The following is a 22868-nucleotide window of genomic DNA, read 5'->3' as shown; positions in this document are numbered from 1 at the left end:
CGGCGCATTCTCAGCGCCCACTCCCCTGCTTACCGCCCGTTTCAGCACCATCGCACCTCAAGCCGGTGCGGTTCGAGCTGTCACGATGACTGTTATATGATGGGACGATGCCGCGCGCTGGCCGCCGGCACGCCTCCCCCAAAGCTGTTCCCGAAGGAGAAATTGCAATGTCCGAGCAAGACGAATTGATGGCCGAAGCCTTTGCCCACCTGGAAGCCGGCGATCCCGAGTCGGCCCTGGAAATCGGCAAACGGCTCGAGTCAATGCAGTACTCGGGCGCCTATGAGGTGCAGGCAATGGCCTACGCCGACATGGACGAAATGGAACAGGCGGTGGCCGTGCTGGAAGCTGGCGTTGCCCATGCGCCGGGCGTCTGGCTGCTTTGGCAATTGCTCGGCAATTACCGCTCCGATCTCGGGCGCTTCCCTGCCGCCGTCGAGGCGTACGAGGCCGCAGGCAACTGCGCGCCGGACGAAGACCTCGTGATTGTCGACTTCAACCACGCCAACGCTCTGGCCCGTCATGGCGACTTCGCGTCTGCGCAGACGCGTCTCGATCGCGTGCTGGAAAGCCCGCATCTGGCACAGGCCGGTCGCGCCTTCATCGAAAACGCCATCGCCCTGCGCATGCATCTTTTCAATGCGCAAGGTGAACCGAAGGCTGCCATTACGACATACGAGGCACTGCACAAGCAGGAGGCTGATGACGAAGGCAGTCATGTTTCGATGGCCGACGTCGTTGCCGAGTTGTCGCTTGCCTACAAACAGACGGGTGAGAACGACAAGGCGCTCGCCTCTGCGCTGGAAGCCGTCCAACTGTACAAGTGGAGCGACGCTGCCCTGTGGGCGCTGCGTGCCGCGCGCGACGCTCAGTCGGACACCGCGCGTGCGATGCATCTGATCGTAGAGGGCCAATGGTATGAGCCGTTGGAAGACGAAGATCCGGACGGTCCCGCGCCCGAGTTCGTCACCACCTACGATGTCGTGGCCGACGATGAAGCCGAGGCGTTGCGCTTGATTGCCGAATGCGAGCCGCCGCAAGTCCGCGAATCGCTGCGCATTGTCGAAACGCACCCCGTCGATCATGAAGACGAGTCGCCCACGCCCTACAAAGGTGTTTACGCGACGGGCGATTACCACATGTATCAGCCGGGCGAAGAGGCAGAGGAAGAGGTCGACTGAGGAGGTCGCCACCAGTTGGACAGGCGTCCAACCGGGAACGGAGGGGGCAGATCAGTGATCCGAGTGCTTCCCGGTGCTGTCGCACCCGGCCGCAACCCAACGAGCGGAGACGGATCGGCGCCCCTTTCTGCAGCGAGTTGGGTTTATGTCTGAGAGGCGGAAAGGGGCGCCGATCCGTCTGGAGGATGGCGTATGGAGGGCTGCGTACGGAGGGCGGCATAGATTCAAAAGGCAGCCGCCCGCCCCCGCTTACTTATAGCCGGCCCGATCCAGAATACGTTGTGCTTCCGGCAGATTCTTTGCGATCACGCCGATGGGCACGTCTTCCGCCTTGAAATCGCCCAACGCGGCGAGCGCCGGGTTGTCGACCTTGGTCGTCGTTACGGCTGGCCACTCGTTGTTACCGTTCGCAAAGTACTGTTGTGCTTCATCGCTCGCCAGATACTCGAGGAATTTCACGGCGTTGGCTTGGTTCGGGGCATGCTTGGCAACGCCGGCGCCCGCCACGTTCACATGAGTGCCCTTGCCCGCCTGATCCGGCCAGATGAAGCCGACCTTCGACATCAGGGCCTTATCTTCCGGTTTGTCCGAGCGCGCCATGCGCACGTAATAGTAAGAGTTCGCCAGTGCCACACCGCACTCGCCGGTCGCCACGGCCTTGATCTGATCGGTGTCGCCACCGCGCGGCGCGCGGGCAAAGTTCGCCACCATGCCTTCGGCCCACTTCTGCGTTGCCTGAGCGCCTTCACGGGCGATCAGTGCGCCGACCAGCGAGAGCATGTACGGATGCGAGCCTGAGCGTGTGCAGACCTGCCCCTTGTGCGACGGATCGGCGAGCGAAGTGTACGTTTGCACCGTCTTCGGGTCGACCTTGTCCTTGTTGTAGACGATCACGCGGGCGCGCGTCGAAAAGCCGTACCAGTCCGTGCCCGCCTTGGTGCTCGCGGCGTGCAGCTTGGCCGGAATGCGGGCATCGAGCGTGGCCGATTTGGTCGGCTGGAACAGTCCTGCTTCGTCGGCTTTCGCCAGACGTGCTGCGTCGACCATCAGAATGACGTCTGCCGGGCTCTTGGCGCCCTCGCTCTTCAGGCGTTCCAGCAATGCCGCGTCGTCCGCTTCGATACGATTGATCTTGATGCCAGTCTGCTTGGTGAACGTGCCGAAAAGCTGCTCGTCGGTCTGATAGTGACGCGCCGAGTATAGATTCAGCACGCCGTTGGTGTCCGCGTGTGCACCGAACGCCGCCGCCATCGTGGTGCCGAGCACCGTCAGTCGCGCCAATTTACCGATCGTCTTCGTCTTCATGGGCCATTCCCCCGCAGTCGCAGTTTCGTAGAGAGGAACAGCATAATGAAAAACACCCATAAACACAAATGATTCCCATTCTCATTGGTTTCAATATTCACTATCGAGAATAGAGAAGCTGGATCTTCGGCGATACGTGGGATGCGAAGCGATGCGCGGCGAGAGGAAGCGACGTTCCATGCGGCGGGCGGGACATGCCGCGATTCGAGCGTCGAGGCACCGGCAAATCTCGATGTGACATGCGTGTTGCGGCTGATAAGACGGGCAACGATAGAAAAGGTTCCATGACAAGTCCCCTCACATCGAGATCCCCCTCGAAAAGTGAACTGAATTGCGCCCGCACCGCTCCAATCGCCGTAAAATTGCGCGTCGACGCGCGCCGCAGCAGCCTCCCATCCTAACGATCAACGGCACTGCGAGCGTCAGTCCTGCCTTGCCGGAGTTTCCCCTTGTTGTCCTTGATTCAAATTCTGCGCCACGCGCTCACGCCGAGCGCCGACAGCGCCCCCACCATGTCGCCTTCTACTCCCCTCGCATCCGACTCGGTGTGCCGCCGGGCCGTCACCTCCCCGCGTACAACCCTGAGCGCCCTCGTGGTGGCCACCGTGCTCGCCGGGTGCGCTAGCGCACCGCCGGTCGTCTCGCAGGGCAATGCCCCTGCTACGCCCGTCAGCCCCGCGCCGTCGGTCGCACAAACGCCAACCGCTCCGGCCGCCCCCATCGCCCCGCCCAAAATCGTGCGACCGCTCAAGATCGGTCTGGCACTCGGCGGCGGCGCGGCCCGTGGCTTCGCCCATGTGGGGGTGATCAAAGCACTGGAAGCCCGTGGTATCCATGCGGACATCGTGGTCGGCACCAGCGCGGGCAGCGTCGTTGGCGCCATGTACGCTTCCGGCTTGAACGGCTTCCAGCTCAATCGTCTCGCCTCGACGATGGATGAAGCGTCGATCAGCGACTGGACAATGCCCTTCCGTTCGCGCGGCATGTTGCGCGGCGAGGCGCTACAGTCCTACGTCAACAAGATCCTCAAGGATCGTCCGATCGAACAGATGCCGCGTCAGTTAGGCATTGTGGCCACCGACTTGCAGAGCGGCGCACCGATCCTGTTCCGTCGCGGCAATACCGGCCAGGCCGTACGCGCCTCGAGCAGCGTGCCGGGCGTGTTCGAACCCGTACACATCGGCTCGCGCGATTATGTCGACGGCGGCCTCGTTGCCCCCGTACCGGCCGAGTACGCCCGCCAGATGGGCGCCGACTTCGTGATCGCGGTCGACATCTCCGCCAATCCGACGGCACAAGCCACGCAGGGCCAGTTCGACATCCTTATGCAGACGTTCACGATCATGGGTCAGTCGATCAAGCAGTATGAACTGGAGAAGAATGCGGACGTGGTGATCCGTCCGTCGCTGGCAAAGATGGCCGCCTCTGACTTTCAGGGCCGCAATCGCGCCATTCTGGCCGGCGAGGAAGCCGTGGCGAAAATGTGGCCGGAAATTCAGCGTAAGTTAGCCGATGCGCAGACAGACGCCACGCGTGGCGTGCCGCAGGCCTCGCGCTGACGTATTGCCGAGAATCGCGCCGAGGCAGCCGCTCTCGCCCTCAATCGGGAAAGAGGGCTCGCCACGTCTAGCCCGGCGGCAGGCAAGCCCACCGCCCCGCGCCGGCACCATCGCCGCCCTCCATTCAATAGACCAATAGACACGCCAAAAGAAAAGCCGCCCAAGTGGGCGGCTTTTTCGTTCGCGTCGCCGCCCGCCGAATCGGTGGGACAGGCCGACATCGCGACTTACATCGGATGGTCGTTCTTGAAGAGCTGCTCGACACGCGTGAGTTCTGCACTCGCCTTGAGCGTTTCGACACGGCGGGCACCGTTATAGCGCGCGGACCAGTACGACTCGCGCAGGTCTTCCACGCGGATCTTGCCGCCGGTGGCCGGGGCGTGCACGAACTTGTCGCCGCCAATATAGATACCGACGTGCGAGAAGCTGCGGCGCATCGTGTTGAAGAACACCAGATCGCCCGGCTTCAGATCGGTCTTGGCAATGCGTTCACCCACCTGACTCATTTCTTCCGAGCGGCGCGGCAGCATGAAATTGAGCGTGTCCTGGAACACGTAGCGCACGAAACCGCTGCAATCCAGACCGCTATCCGGCGTATTGCCACCGTACTTATAGCGAACGCCAATGTAATTCAGCGCGCCAAGTACGACGTCCGACGCCTTGTCGGTAACGTTCGAGAGCAGTTTCTGTGCACGTTGCACGCGCGACTCTTCGACCGCCGCCTGCGGGGCATCGGTGACGTTGCTCGTAGCATTTTGGGAAGTGTTGCTAGCCTGAATGGCGGCGGCGGCACGGGCAGCGGGGCTCGGACCATTGTTGTAATCGTCAGCCTTCGCCGTCAACGAGGCGGTGACGAGGCCTGCGGCAGTGAACGCGAGAAGGAGTGTCTTGCGGGTGCGCGAAGGGGTCGTCGTCTGCATTGGTCGCCGGGTTGAGTGTGTCGGATGGCCGATGAGTAGCTCGTCAGGTGCAACAGGATGCTGCGATGTCGAACATCTTCGAGTCACGTCCGGCGAGACACCACCGGAATTGTCGTCTGAACTGACCTGTTAACTCGTTGAATATTCAACTTAATTGGTACGCGATAGTAATGTGAACGTCACATGATGTCAAAAGGTAATAGAAAAAAACAATCAGCACAATCAGAAAATTTTCATTACCAATCAAGCCTTTGCGATTTAGCCGATGTTGCGCGACGTTATGTGACGTTTCATCGCCCCGTCACGGCCCTATAACATGGCCGCCGCGACCAATTCCCGGGTGTACTCGTTTTGTGGCTCAAAAAATACCGACTCCGTATCCCCCTGCTCCACGAGATGCCCATCCTTGAACACCAGAACACGGTGCGCCATGGCACGCATGACCGCCAGATCGTGACTGATGAAGAGGTAGCTCAGGTTGTACTTGATCTGCAATTGCGCAAGCAAATGGAGCACCTGCTGCTGAATCGAGACGTCGAGCGCGCTGGTCGGCTCGTCGAGCACAAGAATTTGCGGATCGACGACAAGCGCGCGCGCAATCGCAATCCGCTGCCGTTGACCGCCCGAGAACTCGTGCGGATAGCGCGACATGGCACGAGCATCGATCCCCACTTCGCGCAACACGTCCGCCACACGGGCGCGCCGTTCGTCCTCTGTCTGCTCCGGACGATGCAGGGCAAGCCCCTCCCCCACAATCTCCTCGATGGTCATGCGCGGCGACAGCGAACCAAACGGGTCCTGAAACACGATCTGCATGCGTGAGCGCAAGGTGCGTTGCGCGGCACCCCGATAGGACGAAAGTGGTTCGCCCTGAAACTCGATTTGCCCGGCGCTTGCGTGCTGAAGCCCGAGCAACGCCATGGCAAGCGTCGTCTTGCCCGAGCCCGACTCACCCACCACGCCGAGCGTCTCCCCCTGACGCACGGCCAGATCGACCGGATGCACCGCCCGGAACCGCCCGCGGCGGAACCAGCCACGCATCCCCGGCTGTGCGGTCGGGTAATCCACCGTGACGCCCCGCGCTTCGAGCAACACCGGCGCAATCGGCAGCACGGGGTGAATCTCACGTTGCGGACGGCTATCGATGAGCTTCTTCGTATACGGATGCTGCGGATTCGCGAAGAGCGTCTCCGTATCGGCGCACTCTACGAGGACGCCCTTTTCCATCACCGCAACGCGTTGGGCGAACCGCCGCACCAGATTCAGATCGTGCGTAATGAGCAGCACCGCCATACCGCGCTTTTCGGCGGCGTCGCGTTGCAGTTCGAGCAGCAGCTCGATGATCTGTGTACGAATGGTCACATCGAGCGCCGTGGTCGGCTCGTCTGCCAGCAGCAACTTGGGACGGCACGCGAGCGCCATCGCAATCATGGCGCGCTGGCGCTGGCCGCCGGACAGCTCATGCGGGAAGTGCGACACGCGGCGTTCCGGCTCGGGAATGCCGGTACGGCGCAGCAACTCCACCGCACGCGTCCTGGCATCTCGGGAAGAAAGTCCCTCGTGCAACTCGAGCGCCTCCGCGATCTGCTCGCCAATCGGATAGAGCGGATTGAGCGCGGTCATCGGCTCCTGGAAGATCATGGCAACGTCGTTGCCGCGTACGCCGCGCATGGCGCGCTCGCTCAGCGACGCCAGGTCCACGCCGTCGAGCAGGATGCGTCCGCGAATCTGGGCGTCCTGCAACAGGCGCAGAATGGCCAGTGCCGTCACGCTCTTGCCCGAGCCCGACTCACCGACCAGCGCGACGCGCTCGCCCCGCTCGATGGCCAGGCTGATGTCCTTCACCGCGTCGGTGTCGCCGAAGCGCACCGACAGGTTTTCGATACTGAGAAGCGGCCCGCTCACATTGCCCCCCCGGCCGCAGCCTGCTTGTCTGCAACGCGCGTATCCAGCGCGTTGCGTAAAGCGTCTCCCATGAACGTGAGCAACAACAGCGTGAGCACCAGCACCACGAATGTGGCCAGCGAAATCCACCACGCGTCGAGATTTGCCTTGCCCTGGTTGAGAAGTTCGCCAAGGCTTGGCGTGGGTGGCGGCACACCGAGTCCGAGAAAGTCGAGACTCGTGAGCGCCAGAATCGCCCCGCTCATGCGGAACGGCAGAAACGTGATGACGGGCGTCATGCTGTTGGGCAGCACGTGACGCCGGATGATCTGCCAGTTCGATAATCCCATCGCCCGCGCCGCGCGCACGTAATCGAGCTGACGATTGCGCAGAAACTCGGCCCGCACGTAGTCGGACAAGCCGATCCAGCCGAACAGCGAGAGCAGCACGAAGAGCAGCCAGAGGTGCGGCTCGAAGATCGACGCAAAAATGATGAGCAGATACAGCTCGGGCAGCGATCCCCAGATTTCGATCAGGCGTTGCAGCGTCAGATCGATGCGCCCGCCGTAAAAGCCCTGCACGGCACCGGCCAGCACCCCAAGCAAGGTACCCGAGACAGTCAACGCCAGCGCGAAGATCACCGAGAGCCGGAACCCGTAGAGCAGCCGAGAGAAGACGTCTCGCCCGCGATCGTCCGTACCCAGCCAGTTCTCCGAGGACGGGGGCGCAGGATTGGGCACCTTCGCAAAATAGTTGATGGTGTCGTAGCTATAGCGCACTGGCGGGTAGATCGCGAAGTTCTCGCCCGAGCGAATCCGCCCCTCGATGAACGGGTCGAGGTAATCGGTCGGTGTCGGGAAGTCGCCGCCGAAGGTCGATTCGGGGTACGTCTTCACGAGCGGGAAATACCATTGCCCTTCGTAGCGAACGACCCACGGCTTGTCGTTGGCGATGACTTCGGCAAACAGGCTGATGCCGAACAGCACAACAAACGCGATGAGGCTCCAATAACCCATGCGATGGCTGCGAAAGCGCCGCCACACACGCCAGCGCGGCGCGCGCGATGGCGCGGGCGATGAGGCGAACGGCGATGGGCGTGGCGATGGCGTGGCGGATCGGGTCACGTCAGTGCTCCACTCGATCGAATTGAATGCGCGGGTCGACCAGCACGTAGCACAGGTCGGAGATGAGCTTGGTGAGCAAGCCGATGAGCGTGAACAGATACAGCGAGCCGAGCACGACCGGATAGTCGCGACGCTGCACCGATTCGTACGACAGGCGACCGAGACCGTCGAGCGAGAACAGCGTCTCGATCAGCAAAGACCCGGCGAAGAACGCACCGATGAAGGCCGCCGGGAAACCGGTAATCAGCGGAATCAACGCGTTACGAAAGACATGCTTGAACAGTACCTTGCGCTCGGAGAGCCCTTTGGCGCGCGCCGTCAGCACATACTGCCGGCGAATTTCGTCGAGGAAGGCATTCTTCGTGAGCATGGTGATTACCGCGAAACTGCCAACGACCGACGCCGTCACCGGCAGCGTGATGTGCCACAGATAATCGGTAATCTTTGCCGGCCACGACAAATCGCTCCAGTTATCGGAGACAAGCTCGCGCAACGGGAACACCTGCCAGAACGTGCCACCGCCGAAGAGCACCAGCAGCAACACCCCGAGCACGAAGCCCGGAATCGCATAGCCCACGAGCACGACCAGACTCGTGAGCGTGTCGAAACGGGACCCGTTGCGTACCGCCTTGGCAATGCCCAACGGCACCGATATCAGGTATGTGAGGAAAAACGTCCATAGCCCGAGAGAAATCGATACCGGCAGCTTCGAGACAATCAACGACCACACGCTCTGATGACGGAAGTAACTCTCGCCGAGATCGAATTTCGCGAAGCGTTTGAGCATCAGCCAGTAGCGCTCCGCCGGGGTCTTGTCGAAGCCGTAGAGCGCCTTGATCTGTGCGAGCTGCTGCGCGTCGATACCGCGGCGTCCGCGATAATCGCTACCGCCTCCGCCACCGCTCGCCTCACCGCCACCACCCCGGCCCTTGAGTTCGAGCATCACCTGCTCGACCGGCCCACCCGGCACGAATTGAATAACGACGAAGGTGAGCGTGATCACGCCGAGCAACGTCGGGATCATGATCAGCAGACGTTTGAGTATGTAGGACCACATGGTTGGGGAACAGCTCCTGTCGGTACCTGGCGCTCAGGGAGAATCTATCGGGATACCGCAGACGCAGCAGATGCGCCGGCCAACGGGGATGCCGGGGATGCCTGTGATGTCGCCCCACCCGTCGTAGCCGCCTTGCCCTGCCCCGCACGCGAATCCCACCACATCGACACGAGCCAGCCCTCTGCGGTGTAGTACAGCGGCAGTGTTTCCGGGAAGCGCAGATATTGCTGGTACGCCATGCGATGCGTCGACGAGAACCAGTGCGGCACGATGTAGTAGCCGTGCATCAGCACGCGATCGAGCGCGCGCGCCGAGGCCACGAGATCCTCGTAGGTATGCGCGCGTACCAGCGCAGTCAGCAGGGCATCGACGGCGGGGTCTTTGAGACCGATGACGTTATCCGAGCCTTCCACATTGGCCGACTGACTGCCGAACCGGTCGATCAATTCGGTGCCCGGAATCTGCGAATCGGGATAGCGCAGCGAAATCATGTCGAAGTCGAACGTCTCGATGCGCTTCTGATACAACGCAAAATCACTCGTGCGGAAGTTCAGCGTGATGCCGAGCTTCGCGAGATTACGCGCGTAAGCGGACGCGACCGGTCCCATCGAACCGCCGTCGTCGAGAAACTCGAACACGAACGGCTCGCCCTTCGCGTTACGCAACGCACCGTCGCGATAGGTCCATCCGGCTTGCGCCAACAACGCCCGCGCCTCGCGCAGATTCTCGCGCAGGCTCGCGGGCGGCGTAGTCGTCGGCTGCACGACCATCGGCCCGAACACTGCCGGATCGAGCTTGTTGCGCAGCGGCTCGAGCAGCTTCAACTCTGCCGCGCTAGGCATGCCGCGCGCCGCGAGATCGCCGTTGGTGAAATAGCTGTAGATGCGCTGATACTGGTTGTAGAACAGTTGCCGGTTGAGCCACTGGTAGTCGAGCGCGAGATCGAGCGCGCGGCGCACGCGCACGTCGCGGAACATGTCGCGCCGCAGGTTCAGAATGAACCCTTGCATGCCGGCCGCATTGTGGTGGACGAACTCACGCTTGATCAGTTCGCCGTCGCGGAAACGCTTGCCCACGTAACTGCGCACCCAGCTTCGCGCACGATACTCGGTGATCGCGTCGAACTCGCCCGCCTTGAAGCCTTCGAGCCGCACGATGTCGTCGGAGTACAGTTTGTAGACGATGCGATCGAAGTTATAGGTGCCGCGCCGCACCGGGAGATGATTCCCCCAGTACTTCGGATCGCGCCGGAAGGTGATACGCCGGCCGCCGTCGTACGACTCGATCAGATAGGGGCCACTCGCCACCGGCGTCTCGAACGTCAGCGCATCGAACGCCTTGCGTTTGCCATCGGCTCCCACGCCCCACTTCGGCGAGAAGACCGGCACCGAGGCCACGAGCAGCGGCAGGTCGGGACTCACGCGTCGAAAGTCGAAGCGCACGCGGCGGTTGTCAAGAACCGTCACCCCCTTCACGTCAGAGAGCATGACCTTGAAGCCCGGTGCCGCCTGCGGACTCATCAGGGTATCGAAGGAGTACTTGACGTCCTGCGCGCTGACCGCGTCGCCGTTGTTGAAACGTGCCGCCGGATTGATGTGGAACGTGACCGAGGCGCCATCGGCAGCCACGGCGATATCGTCGGCGAGCAGGCCGTAGACGGTCGCCGGTTCATCCGCGCTGCCAATGCCGAGCGTCTCGAACATGAGACCGGCCACGCCCGGCGGCGACGTGCCACGCAGCGTGAACGGGTTGAATTTGTCGAAGCTGGTGCGACGATCGGGATTGGCCAATGTTAGCGTGCCGCCACGCGGCGCGTCCGGATTGACGTAGTCGAAGTGCGTGAATCCCTCCGGATACTTGGGCTCACCGTATTGCGCGATAGCGTACTTGGCATGCGCCATGGGCGCCAGCAGAAGGCCCGTCAAGAGCATCGGAACCCATGTCAGCGCACGCCACCGGCGACAAACCCTGCCGGGGCGGTCGCGCAAGCGCTCGGTGCGGGCGCACGAGGCGGCGGCAGATGACACATCGAGACAAGCGCGCGACGTCGGAAACGCCTTGGAAGCCAGAGAAAACACGAAGCCGCGAAGCGAACTCCGCGTGGTGTGTGGATGCCGTGTTGTGCGCGCTTTCATGCGTCTCCTGTGTTGGTCGGCGCAAACGCCTGACTGCCTGCCGGGGCCGGGACGCCGCCGGCCCTCCCCCTTCGCTTGGCCGCGACATCTGGTAACGTCTCGTAACCACACCGCCACGCACATTTCCCGCATGAGGCTTGGCGGCACGGCCGGACCGCGCGACAATTGTACCCAAAAGCCCGGCGTTCACCGCACTGAAAGACACATGCCCGCCGGCCCGGTTCCCTCATTTCCGCCCTGGAGGCCGACGTTGAGTGCTACACGATCGCCCGTGCAGAACCCCAACCGTACTCTTCCCCGCTGGCTCGCCAAATTTTTCTTTCAGTGTGTTGAATCCGCACAACGCCGCATCGCTCACGGCTCGCTGGTCGGCGACAAGCCCATCTTCGATAACGCTCAGTTCCCCTGGGTCGATGCCCTCGAAGCGCAAGCGCCGGCGATCGCCAAAGAGCTCGAAGCCGTGCTGGCCACCCCGGGGCGTCTGCCCGCATTTCACGAGATCTCGCCCGACGTCGCCACCATCACGCAAGACCATCAGTGGCAGACCTTCGTGTTTCTCGGCTACGGCATGCGTGCCGAGCGAAATCTCGCCCGCTGTCCGGCCACGGCGCGCGCCCTCGAAGGCATTCCCGGGTTGCGCACGGCGTTCTTCTCCATCCTCTCGCCCGGCAAGCAGATCCCGCTGCATCGCGGCCCGTACAACGGCGTGCTGCGCCTGCACCTCGCGCTGAAGGTGCCGCGCCAGCGTGAGCACTGCTGGATCGAAGTCGATGGCCAGCGCTATGTCTGGCAGGCGAATCGCGCGGTGATCTTCGACGACGCGTACCCGCATCAAGTCCACAACGACACCGACGAAACCCGTGTGGTGCTGTTCGTCGACTTCGAGCGCCCCTGCAAAGTCCCGGTGTCCTGGCTCAACAAGCTGCTGCTGGCCTTCGCCCCGCTCACACCGGAATTGCAGCAAGCGAAGACCAATCACGAGAAGTGGGAGCGCGACTACTACGCCGCACCCACCGCAACGACTCAAAACGCTGCGGGCACGCTGGCGGCCAATGCGCCCGAGGCTGATCCGGTAGCACACGGCTCGCACGCGGAAGTGCATCGTCGCGAAGCCGTCACCGACGAACGCGCACACGGCTGAGACACCGCACATAAAAAAACGCCAGCGAACGTTCCGCTGGCGTTTTTCATTTCATGCCCGGCAGACGGCTAGCGTCCCGGTTGCGCCAGGGCGTCCTGCGCGGGCGGCGGCACGAAGTTCGCAGCGAGCACAGCGACGAGCGCCGCGGCCATCATCGCGCCAATACCAAGCGCAGCATCCCCGAAATGGAGATACGCCACCTTCATTGCCTCGATCACCGCCACCGCGACAACGATGGTGATCATGCTCAGCATGCCCGCGACCGTTGCGCGATTCGGGCTGTCCACCGCGAACAGCGACTGCCGATAGACGACGCCGTAGCACATGCCCATGCCGAACGCGTGCAGCGACGTGCCGATGAGCAACGCCGGGTACCCCGGCGCCAGAATCGCCGTGCCGATCAGCGATACCGCCGCACCGATCAGCATGGCAGCCACGCCCGTCGCAAGCAATCGGCCGTTGGACCATCGGCCGACCTGACGGGCGAGTAGCACATTGCCGAGAATCAACGCGGCGAATACCGGCACTTGCAGCACGGCATACTGCATCTGCGACAGTCCGGCGCGCTCGATCAGGAACACAGGACCGAGTGCGATCCACGTAAGCAGCGGCGTGACGGCAATCCCCGTGAGCACCGCACCCCGCCAGAAGCGGGCGCTCGAGAGCGGCAGCTTGTAGCCCGCCCAGAGTTGTTTCGCGTTCAGCGCGCCCCGGTCATGCCGAGAGAGTTCCGGCATGGTGCGATACAGCCCGATGAACGAGAACACGGCCACGATGGCGATCAGCCAGAAGATACTGCGCCACGGCCAGTACGACACTACCGCAGCGCCCGCCAGCGGCCCGAAGAGCGGCGAGAGCAACGAGACATTCGCCATGAGCGCCATGACGCGAACCGCCGTCTTCTCTTCGAACGCTTCATGCACGGTCGGATATCCCACCGTCAGCACGAAACAGCAGCCCATGCCCTGAAGGAAACGCAGCACGATGAATTGCGGCATGGTCTGCACGTAGTGCATGGCAAGACACGCCATGACGAACATCGCGAGCCCCGAGAGCAGCACGCGACGGCGTCCGAAACGATCGGCCAGCGGTCCGAGCAGCCATTGCAGGCTGGCGTTGCCGAGCATGGCAGCGGTGAGCGCCAGCGTGGTCATGTCCGCCGACGCACCGAACTCACGCGTGACCAGCGGCATGCCGGGCATGATCATGTCGTTCGAGATGTAGACGGCGAACTCGAAGAGCACAAGCGAGAAGGGAAACCAGAATCTGGAAACCGACGTTACTGAGTGAGACACCTCGTAAAGGCTCCTTTGTGAGGTCAACGCTCGTGACGATGACCCACGGAAAAGACAACACCCCCGGTGCCTGCGAGGCACCGGGGGTGTCTGTGGGATCGACGATGCCGTTTTCGTTACGGCATTCGATCGTTCAGACGTCCAACAGTTCGACCTCGAAGACCAGCGTTGCGTTGGGCGGAATCACGCCGCCGGCGCCGCGTGCGCCGTAGCCCAGTTCGGGCGGAATGACCAGCTTGCGCTTGCCGCCGACCTTCATGCCGGCAACGCCCTCGTCCCAACCGCGAATGACCATGCCGCCGCCGAGCACGAAGGCGAACGGGTCGTTACGGTCTTTGCTGGAATCGAATTTCTTGCCGTCGGTCAGCCAACCCGTGTAGTGAACGGTGACGGTCTTGCCCGGCGTGGCTTCGGTGCCGTCGCCCACTTGCAGATCGTCGTATTGCAGGCCGGAATCGGTGGTGATGATCGACATCGTTGTCCTCGCTCGAAGAAGAGATGGTATCGACGCGCAAGGTATCGCCAACGCGCGAACTCGGGAAAGAAAAAACCCCCGGCTCTCCGCGAAGAGCCGGGGGTGTTCCGCCAAGGCGACTTGGCGGAGACGGAGGGATTCGAACCCTCGATCCAGGTTTTGGCCCAGATGCTCCCTTAGCAGGGGAGTGCCTTCGACCTCTCGGCCACGTCTCCCAAACTTGTCGTCACATCAGGGAGGTGATGTAACGAAGGCGTGATATTACCTACTGTTCTCGATGCCGTCAAATATTATGCGCATCAAAATCCAACTTTTTTTGCGCAGGTGTCATGCACTCGACACGTTCGGGGAGTTTTCCCCGCATCTCAGCGCGAATTTCGCGCTACGCGCCGCATGCCCTACGCAAACACGCGACGCGATATTTCGACTCGATCGATGATCGCTTACGCCTGATCGAGTTCGAATGCCTTGTGCAGCGCGCGTACCGCCAGCTCCATGTACTTTTCGTCGATCAGCACGGAGATCTTGATCTCCGAGGTCGAGATGAGCTGAATGTTGATGCCCTCTTCCGAGAGCGTGCGGAACGCCTTGCTGGCGATGCCGACGTGCGAGCGCATACCCACGCCGACGATCGACACCTTCGACACCTTCGGGTCGCCCACGACTTCGGCAGCGCCGATGTGGCCCTGCACATCGCTTTGCAGCAGCGTCATGGCGCGTTGATAGTCGCCGCGCGGCACGGTGAACGTGAAGTCGGTCTTCCCTTCCACGCTCAGGTTCTGGATGATCATGTCGACATCGATGTTCGCGTCGGCGATCGGGCCGAGGATCTGATACGCGATGCCCGGACGGTCCGGCACGCCGCGCACGGTGATCTTGGCCTCGTCGCGCTGGAATGCGATACCCGAGATGATGGCCTTTTCCATTTGTTCGTCTTCCTCAAAAGTAATCAGCGTGCCCGAGCGCGCTTCTTCGTCGAGCGCAATCATCGGATCGGTCAGGCTCGAAAGCACACGAGTCTTGACCTGGTACTTGCCGGCAAACTCCACCGAGCGGATCTGCAGGACCTTCGAGCCGAGGCTGGCCATTTCCAGCATCTCTTCGAAAGTGACCTTGTCGAGTCGGCGTGCTTCGTCCACCACGCGCGGGTCGGTCGTGTAGACGCCATCGACATCGGTGTAGATCAGGCACTCGTCGGCCTTCAGTGCGGCAGCGACTGCCACCGCCGAGGTGTCCGAGCCACCCCGCCCCAGCGTCGTCACGTTGCCGTTCGGATCGATCCCCTGGAAACCGGTAATGACGACCACGCGGCCCGCGTTGAGATCGGCCATCACGCGCGTATCGTCGATTTCCGAAATACGGGCTTTCGTGAAAGCGCTGTCTGTCTTGATCGGTACTTGCCAGCCGGCGTAGCTCACGGCGTCGACACCCGCTTCTTTAAGCGCCATCGCCAGCAGGCCAACGCTCACCTGCTCGCCCGTGGCGGCAATGGCGTCGAGTTCGCGCGGATCCGGGTGGGCCGAAATTTCTTTCGCCAGACCCAGCAGACGATTGGTCTCGCCGGACATTGCCGACGGCACCACCACCATCTTGTGACCGGCCTTATGCCACTTGGCCACGCGCTTGGCGACATTCTTGATGCGCTCCACCGAGCCCATCGACGTGCCGCCGTATTTGTGTACGATCAGAGCCATAACATTGCTAACACATTGATTTAAAACCGTTTATGAATCCTGCGCAGATACCCGTGGAGGGGCACCGATGACGTTTCGATTCGCGGAACTTTTGATTATCGCACGAATGTATCGCGCCTGAGCCAGTTTGGCGCAGATTGCGCTGCCATTGCCGCGACATGCCGCATCCGGCAGCAGATTATGCTGTTTTTCGCCGGCTACGCTTCGTCGCGCCACATCATTCGCCAGCGCATGCCAGTGCTTTCGTCACTTTGTGCCGCACCGTCAATGCCCAGACGCGGGACGAAGACGATTTCCTCCCCCTGCCAGACGATCGGCACATGCCGCAGCCACGCCGCAACCCCACGGCTTTGATACCAGTGCTTGAGCGAACGCGAATGCCCCGCAGCATGCTCGCGCCACCGTTCGCCGCCCGCACGCGACCTCGCCACGAGAGGGCGGGCGCGCAACACGCGTTCGTCGATCGAGCCCTCGGCAGACTCGCCGTCGGCGACCGGCGTGAACACAATGCTCCCCTGCCATTGCGGCAACGGCCATTCCCGGTGGCCCGCCCATCGCAATACGTCTTCGGAAGCCCCGCCGTCTCCGTCGCCAGCGTCATCCGCGCTGGCCATGCCGTAGCGCGCGGTCCATTGCAGTTCGTCGCGATACAACCGCAAGACGGCGTCGCCGTGCGGTAACTCGAGCGAGGCGTCCGCCTGCGCATCGCGAATCTGCCGCACCCACTCATCGAGCCGCGCCTCCGTCGGCATGGCGAATCCCCGGCGGGCGGTCCAATAGCGCAGAAGGTTCGCGAGACGCGACGAATCCAGCGCCTGCAAACGGCTGCGCTGCAAACGCTCGTCTCCGGCGGCAGATGTCGAGCACGCCATCTCGAAATCGCTTTGCGCGAGCTGATCGAGCAGCGATTGCGCCTGCGCGGCATGCCTTGCGAACCGCGCCAGGGTCTCCCGATACGCAGGCACATGCGCCGCGATGGCGGGCATGACATCGTGACGCAACGCGTTACGCAGGTAGTGCCGATCGTCGTTGGACGGATCCTCGACCCACGATAGCGAACGCGCATTGGCGTAAGCACGCATCGTCTCGCGCGTGATGTCGAGCAGCGGGCGCAGCAGGCGCGGCCGGCAAGGCTCGCCGACGTTGGCGATATTGCCGCCCACCGCGGGCAATGTGCCCTCCACCGCCATGGCCGCCACGCCGGGCAAGCCCGCGCCGCGCAACATTTGCAGCAGCACTGTCTCCGCCTGATCGTTCGCGTGATGCGCGGTCAGCAGCCATCTCACGCCATGCGCGCTGCACATTGCGGCGAGCGCTTCGTAGCGTGCGGCGCGTGCCGCGCCCTCGACACCCTGACGCGCGTCGCGCGGCACATTCACTCGCTGCGCTTCGAAGACGAAGCCACGCAAACGGGCCTCGCGCTCGCATACGACAAGCCACTCGTCAGCGCGTTCGGACAATCCGTGATGAATGTGGATGGCCAACGGCTGCGCGACCGGCTCACCCGCTTCGCGACGCGTCTGAACCCAGTGCGCCAGCGCATCGAGCAGCACCATCGAATCGAGCCCGCCGCTCAGTGCGAGGGCAAAGGGAGCCAGTGCCGATGCATTGCCGGGGCCGACGTCTGTGACGTGCGCCGCCAGCGCCAGACGCAAAGCGACGTCCACATGTGCAACTGCCGCGTCGCATCGGGCAGATGCGAGCGCGGCAGCAGAAGAATCGTGATGAGGCATCGGATTCGGCGTCATCGCCACAACGGGCGATGACGCGATAACGGACGCATTACTTCGCGCCGGCTTCCTTGAATTTGCCATAGCTCATCAGGCGCTCGAAGCGGCGTTCGAGCAGCTCCTTGTGGCTGATGCCCTGGAACTGGCGCAGCGAGTCGGCCAGCGCACGCTTGAGCATGCCGGCCATGCCGAGCGGGTCGCGATGCGCACCGCCCAACGGCTCGTTGACGATCTTGTCGATCAAGCCCAGCGCCTTCAGGCGATGCGCCGTCAGACCGAGCGCTTCGGCAGCTTCGGGCGCCTTCGCGGCACTCTTCCACAGAATCGACGCGCAGCCTTCCGGCGAAATCACCGAGTACGTCGAGAACTGCAGCATCATGACCGTATCGGCCACGGCAACCGCCAGCGCACCGCCCGAACCGCCTTCACCGATGATCGTGGTGATAATCGGCGTCTTGAGTTCGGCCATCACGTACAGGTTGTGACCGATGGCTTCCGACTGACCACGCTCTTCGGCGTCGATCCCCGGATACGCGCCTGGCGTGTCGACGAACGTGAAGACGGGCAAACCGAATTTCTCGGCAAGCTTCATCAGGCGCATGGCCTTGCGATACCCCTCGGGGCGCGGCATGCCGAAGTTGCGCAGCGCGCGTTCCTTCGTGTCGCGACCCTTCTGGTGACCAATCACCATGCAGGCCTGACCATTGAAACGGGCCATGCCACCCACGATGGCGTGATCGTCCGAGAAGTTGCGATCGCCGTGCAACTCGTGGAAGTCGGTAAAGATGTCGCGAACATAGTCGAGCGTGTAGGGACGCTGCGGATGACGCGAAATTTGCGAAACCTGCCAAGGAGACAGGTTCGTGTAGATGTCCTTGGTGAGCTGCTGGCTCTTCTTCGAGAGGCGCTCGATCTCTTCGGAAATGTCGACGGCTGAATCGTCCTGCACGAAGCGCAGCTCTTCAATCTTCGCTTCGAGTTCGGCGATCGGCTGTTCAAAATCCAAAAAGGTGTTCTTCATCCGGTTTCCCCGGAAATGCGGCAGCGTATTGTACCGCCGGCAACGTCTACCCGGTCGAGATAGACAACTTTCATTGCCACCCGACCCGCAATAGCCGTCAATAATTACTGGATGAGACGGATTGGACGCGGATTATACGTCCTCGGCGGAACAATCAGTATTCCACCGGCACCGGTTCGAGACTGCGCCACATGTACCAGGTGGCGACGGAGCGCCAGGGCTCCCAATTGGCGGCCACTTCCCGCGCTTCACTGCGCGTGACGGGCTCGCCGCTGAAATAGTTGACGCTGATGGCGTTGATCAGCCCGACGTCGTCGAGCGGCAGTACGTCGGGGCGCATCAGGTTGAACATCAGGAACATTTCGGCCGTCCAGCGACCGATGCCGCGAATGCCGGTCAACTCGGCGATAACGGCCTCGTCGTCCATGCTTGCCCAGGCGTCGACGTGGAGCGCCCCCGATTTGAAGTGCGTAGCCAGATCGAGAATGTACTCGGCCTTGCGGCGCGAGAGCCCGCAACCGGCGAGCGCGTCATGCCCGGCCTTGATGAACTGTGCCGGCGTGAGCTTCGGACAGATGGCGACCACCCGGTCCCACACGGCCTGCGCCGCTTTCACGGAGATTTGCTGACCAACGATCGATCGCGCGAGCGTGACGAACGGTTCGCCGCGGCCGGTCAGATGTGCCGGGCCGAACTGCGGAATCAGCTTCTTGAGAATACGATCGCGCTTCATCAGATCGGCACAGGCCTGGTCCCAGAAGCCGGGGCGCGTTGCCCCCGCCGCCACCGGCAACGGCACAACACCGGTCACGACCTGCTCGACGATCTCGTGATCGATGCGCTCGATCTCCGGCGTGACGATACGCGTCTCGCCGTCGCGCTTGGCGATGAGGCGACGCGAGGTCGCAGCGGCCGAGGTCGCCGACTTGGCGGTCGTGGAGGACGTGGAGGGCGAAGCGGCCTTCGCCTTCGCCGGCGCCTTGCGCGCGACCTTCGCCCCGGTCTTCGGCGCCGCTTTCTGCGCAGCCTTTTGCGCCACCTTCGACGCCGCTGTCGGCGCGACCTTGCGAGCGGCCCCGGCCTTCACCGTTTTTTCCGCCGTCTTGGCGGCGCCGGTCTTGCCACCGGCCTTGACGGCAGTCGTCCTGGCGCCGGTCGCCTTGACCGGCGCCCGGCGAGCCCCTTCGCCTGCCGGCGTCGCCGATTTGGCGGGTTTCGCCGCCTTCTGCACCGTCTTCGCCGCAGCGGATTGGGTCGCAACCTTAGCGGCCGCGGATTTACGAGTCACCATGAGATTTGCCTCGATGCGCCGCGCTCAGGCACGACGCCATTCGGTGGCGCCTCCGGGACGGTCTTCCAGCACGATACCTTCGGCCAACAGTTCGGCACGAATGCGATCGGCCTCGGCGAAATTGCGTTCGCGCTTGGCTTGGGCACGCGCCTCGATGCGCGCTTCGACAGAGATACGCAATGCGTCGCTATCGCCCCCCTCGTCGCCCCCCATCGCCCCTTGCAGGAACGATTGCGGATCGCGCCCGAGCAAGCCAAGCGTCCCGGCAAGCCCCTGCAACTGGCGCACGAGCACCGGATCGCGCTGCTTGTTGATCTCACCGGCGAGTTCGAACAACACGGCAATCGCCACCGGCGTATTGAAGTCGTCGTTCATTGCGGCAGCAAAGCGCTGCGCGTACGGTTCGTTCCAGTCGAGCGGCGCACCATCGCCCACCGCGTCCTTGAGCGCCGTGTACAGGCGTGTGAGACCGCCGCGCGCGTCATCCAGATGCGCATCGCTGTAGTTGAGCGGGCTGCGGTATTGGGCACGCAAAATGAAAAAGCGCACAACTTCCGCATCGAACTTCGCCAGCACTTCACGAATCGTGAAGAAGTTGCCGAGCGACTTGGACATCTTCTCGTTGTCCACGCGCACGAAGCCGTTGTGCATCCAGTAATTCACGAACGTCTCGCCCGTGGCGCCTTCGCTTTGCGCAATCTCGTTCTCGTGATGAGGAAATTGCAGGTCGGCCCCGCCGCCGTGAATATCGAAGTGATTCCCGAGCAACTGGCAGCTCATCGCCGAGCACTCGATATGCCAGCCCGGACGGCCTGCGCCCCAGGGCGAGGCCCACTTCGATTCCTCAGGCTCGGTCTCTTTGGCGCGCTTCCACAACACGAAATCGAGCGGGTCCTGCTTCGCGGTATTGGCGGCAACGCGCTCGCCGGCGCGCAAATCCTCGATGGACTTGCCCGAGAGCTGGCCGTAACCGGAGAACTTGCGCACAGCGTAGTTCACGTCGCCGTCGTCTGCCTGATAGGCGTAACCGTTGCGTTGCAACGTGCCGATCATGTCGACCATCTGCGGAATGAAGTCGGTCGCGCGCGGCTCGTGATCGGGGCGCTGCACGCCGAGTGCGTCGGCATCCTCGTGCATTGCCGCGATGAAACGCGTCGTCAGCTCGCGCATCGTCTCGCCGTTCTCGACGGCGCGCTTGATGATCTTGTCGTCGATATCGGTAATGTTGCGCACGTAGGTCACCTGGTACCCAAGCGTACGCAGCCAACGCTGCACCATGTCGAAAACCACCATCACGCGCGCATGCCCGATGTGACAGTAGTCATACACCGTCATACCGCAGACATACATGCGGACTTCGCCGGGAACGAGGGGTACGAACGGCTGTTTGTCTCGCGCTAGCGAGTTGTAGACACGGAGTGAATCCATAGATAAGCGCTTGACCGGGCGGCAACAGCGCCGGACGCTGCGACGATGTTCTCAAGGACGTCACGGACTTTGTGACGAGAGCAACATCGCGAGGCGGGCTGCGCGCCGTGCGGTAGAAAAAACGAACCTGCGAACCGCATCCACCGCCACTACGAGAAATGGCGCGGGCCGGGCGCAGGTGTTTTGTTAGAATGCGGCCGAGTATAGCATCTCTTGCGCACCTCTCAGGTATCCCAAGCACCCACTATGACGCAACGAAGCCGGTCACTTTTGTCCCCCGCAACGCGCCTTGTCTCCCGACTTCGCCCGGTCGCCGCTGCCACACGCAGCGCCCGTGCGCTGGCGCTCGCGGGCGCCACCCTTGGCCTCGCGGGCACGTTGTTTGCGCTGCCCGCCGGTGCACAGGCCATTATCGATCCGCCGCCGCCCGCCCAGTTGCAAACGCCTCAGCAAGCCAGCGAATCGGCCATCAACAAACTGGTCGAGGCCGGCAAGTTCAGCGACGCGCTGACGAAGATCGACGCCCATCTCAAGCAATATCCGCGCGACGCGCAGGTGCGCTTCACACGCGGACGCGTGCTCATGGAAATGGGCCGTAATGCGGAAGCCATCGACGCCTTCACCGCGCTCACGCAAGACTTCCCGGAACTGCCCGAGCCGTACAACAACCTCGCGGCGCTGTACGCGCAGGCCGGAGAGTACGACAAGGCACGCGCCGCGCTCGAGAATGCGATTCGCAACAATCCGAGTTTCGCCGTCGCCTACTCGAACCTTGGCGACGTGTACGCCAAGCTGGCCCAACAGGCGTATCAGAAAGCACTCAAGCTCTCGCCGACGGCACGCGTGTCGAACCGCGAGAAAATCCTGTCGAACATGCTTGCCCCGCAACGCGCCGCGCCCGTGAGCCAGACGCCGTCGCCGGCCAAGGCCAGCGACGATGCGTCGCTCAAGAATGTCGGCAAGTCAGGTAACTAAGACGCTTAGCGCCTTCCTTAGCACCGAATTCCCATTGCATACGGAGACACGCATGTCCTTTCCGAATCGCCTGCGTCGTGCGCTGCTCGGCAGCGTGATCGCTGCGGCCGCCCTGTCGGGCACGAGCCTGTCCGCGCTCGCACAGACCATCCAGCCGCAGGTGCAGTTCAAGACGTCGGCCGGCAACTTCGTGGTCGAACTCAACCCGAAGGCCGCCCCGAAGACGGTCGAGAACTTTCTGCAATACGTCAATAGTGGCTTTTACAACGGCACGATCTTCCACCGTGTCATTGGCAATTTCATGATTCAGGGCGGCGGTTTCACGCCCGAGATGAACGAAAAGACCACGCGCGCACCGATTCCCAGCGAATCGCAAAACGGTCTGAAGAACGTGACGGGCGCCATTGCCATGGCACGGACATCGAACCCGAACTCCGCGACCGCGCAATTCTTCATCAATGTGAAGGATAATGCGTCACTGGATTACCCCAGCCCGGACGGCTACGGCTACACGGTATTCGGTAAGGTGGTGTCCGGCATGGATACGGTCGAGAAGATCAAGGGCGTTGCCACGACCCGCAAGGGCATGTACCAGGACGTACCGGTCACGCCGGTCGTGATCGAATCGGCCAGCGTCGTCAAGCGCTGAAATC

General features: G+C 62.6%; 18 protein-coding genes and 1 tRNA gene. 5 read left to right on the top strand and 14 right to left on the bottom strand.

What is annotated here, in order from left to right; translation table 11 throughout:
- Positions 1-167: 167 nt before the first annotated feature.
- Complete coding sequence (locus AT395_RS11065; protein WP_048629249.1) at positions 168-1181, top strand: tetratricopeptide repeat protein; 1014 nt, start codon at positions 168-170, stop codon at positions 1179-1181.
- Between the two features lie 249 nt (positions 1182-1430).
- Here AT395_RS11065 and AT395_RS11060 read toward each other — a convergent pair whose 3' ends face one another.
- A complete protein-coding gene (locus AT395_RS11060) occupies positions 1431-2486 on the bottom strand; it encodes a Fe(3+) ABC transporter substrate-binding protein (RefSeq protein WP_052765565.1) in 1056 nt (351 codons plus the stop codon).
- 512 nt (positions 2487-2998) lie between these two features.
- Here AT395_RS11060 and AT395_RS11055 point away from each other — a divergent pair.
- A complete protein-coding gene (locus AT395_RS11055) occupies positions 2999-4045 on the top strand; it encodes a patatin-like phospholipase family protein (RefSeq protein ID WP_376738386.1) in 1047 nt (348 codons plus the stop codon).
- Positions 4046-4272: 227 nt separating this feature from the next.
- On the opposite strand, the gene AT395_RS11050 is transcribed toward AT395_RS11055, so the two are convergent.
- The 5 genes from AT395_RS11050 to AT395_RS11030 all read right to left on the bottom strand — a co-directional run bounded on the left by AT395_RS11050 (position 4273) and on the right by AT395_RS11030 (position 10961).
- Complete coding sequence (locus tag AT395_RS11050; protein WP_082164813.1) at positions 4273-4965, bottom strand: C40 family peptidase; 693 nt, start codon at positions 4963-4965, stop codon at positions 4273-4275.
- Between the two features lie 309 nt (positions 4966-5274).
- Positions 5275-6870 carry an ABC transporter ATP-binding protein gene (locus AT395_RS11045; protein ID WP_048629247.1) on the bottom strand — a complete coding sequence of 532 codons (1596 nt, stop codon included), beginning with the start codon at positions 6868-6870 and terminating at the stop codon, positions 5275-5277.
- Positions 6867-7973: an ABC transporter permease gene (locus AT395_RS11040; protein WP_048629246.1), complete on the bottom strand. Its 1107-nt coding sequence runs from the start codon at positions 7971-7973 to the stop codon at positions 6867-6869. The genes AT395_RS11045 and AT395_RS11040 overlap by 4 nt, the downstream gene beginning before the upstream one ends.
- 1 nt (position 7974) lies before the next feature.
- Complete coding sequence (locus AT395_RS11035) at positions 7975-9030, bottom strand: microcin C ABC transporter permease YejB (RefSeq protein ID WP_042115522.1); 1056 nt, start codon at positions 9028-9030, stop codon at positions 7975-7977.
- 44 nt (positions 9031-9074) lie between these two features.
- On the bottom strand, positions 9075-10961 hold the full coding sequence (locus AT395_RS11030) for an extracellular solute-binding protein (RefSeq protein WP_082118022.1): 1887 nt from the start codon (positions 10959-10961) through the stop codon (positions 9075-9077).
- 454 nt (positions 10962-11415) lie between these two features.
- Here AT395_RS11030 and AT395_RS11025 point away from each other — a divergent pair, with 454 nt between their 5' ends.
- Complete coding sequence (locus AT395_RS11025; RefSeq protein ID WP_231606133.1) at positions 11416-12306, top strand: aspartyl/asparaginyl beta-hydroxylase domain-containing protein; 891 nt, start codon at positions 11416-11418, stop codon at positions 12304-12306.
- Positions 12307-12374: 68 nt separating this feature from the next.
- Here the strand turns inward: AT395_RS11025 and AT395_RS11020 are convergent, their stop codons facing one another.
- The 8 genes from AT395_RS11020 to cysS form a co-directional block, all read right to left on the bottom strand.
- Positions 12375-13601 carry an MFS transporter gene (locus AT395_RS11020; RefSeq protein WP_072632820.1) on the bottom strand — a complete coding sequence of 409 codons (1227 nt, stop codon included), beginning with the start codon at positions 13599-13601 and terminating at the stop codon, positions 12375-12377.
- A gap of 133 nt (positions 13602-13734) precedes the next feature.
- Entirely contained in the window at positions 13735-14076 is a 342-nt protein-coding gene (locus tag AT395_RS11015; RefSeq protein ID WP_039368410.1) for an FKBP-type peptidyl-prolyl cis-trans isomerase, read from the bottom strand.
- 121 nt (positions 14077-14197) lie between these two features.
- A tRNA-Ser gene (locus AT395_RS11010) sits at positions 14198-14291 on the bottom strand.
- A gap of 228 nt (positions 14292-14519) precedes the next feature.
- The gene (locus AT395_RS11005; RefSeq protein ID WP_039368437.1) at positions 14520-15770 is read right to left on the bottom strand and encodes an aspartate kinase; all 1251 of its coding nucleotides are present in this window, start codon (positions 15768-15770) and stop codon (positions 14520-14522) included.
- A 197-nt stretch (positions 15771-15967) separates the two neighbouring features.
- The gene (gene tilS / locus AT395_RS11000) at positions 15968-17437 is read right to left on the bottom strand and encodes a tRNA lysidine(34) synthetase TilS (RefSeq protein ID WP_167370728.1); all 1470 of its coding nucleotides are present in this window, start codon (positions 17435-17437) and stop codon (positions 15968-15970) included.
- A gap of 115 nt (positions 17438-17552) precedes the next feature.
- Entirely contained in the window at positions 17553-18521 is a 969-nt protein-coding gene (locus AT395_RS10995) for an acetyl-CoA carboxylase carboxyltransferase subunit alpha (protein WP_042115519.1), read from the bottom strand.
- Positions 18522-18675: 154 nt separating this feature from the next.
- Positions 18676-19812 (bottom strand): endonuclease III domain-containing protein, encoded by a 1137-nt coding sequence (locus AT395_RS10990; protein WP_048629240.1) that lies wholly within the window; start codon positions 19810-19812, stop codon positions 18676-18678.
- Between the two features lie 24 nt (positions 19813-19836).
- Positions 19837-21240, bottom strand: coding sequence for a cysteine--tRNA ligase (gene cysS, locus AT395_RS10985; RefSeq protein WP_042115517.1), 1404 nt, complete (start codon positions 21238-21240; stop codon positions 19837-19839).
- 270 nt (positions 21241-21510) lie between these two features.
- Between cysS and AT395_RS26290 the strand changes: the two genes are divergently transcribed.
- Positions 21511-22215 (top strand): tetratricopeptide repeat protein, encoded by a 705-nt coding sequence (locus AT395_RS26290; RefSeq protein ID WP_052765560.1) that lies wholly within the window; start codon positions 21511-21513, stop codon positions 22213-22215.
- A 52-nt stretch (positions 22216-22267) separates the two neighbouring features.
- Entirely contained in the window at positions 22268-22864 is a 597-nt protein-coding gene (locus AT395_RS10975) for a peptidylprolyl isomerase (RefSeq protein ID WP_376738383.1), read from the top strand.
- Positions 22865-22868: the final 4 nt, after the last annotated feature.

Origin of the sequence: Pandoraea apista, assembly GCF_001465595.2 — a bacterium.
Lineage (GTDB): Bacteria > Pseudomonadota > Gammaproteobacteria > Burkholderiales > Burkholderiaceae > Pandoraea > Pandoraea apista.
Note: the sequence above shows the minus strand (reverse complement) of the source record. Positions and strands in the feature narration are given on the sequence as shown.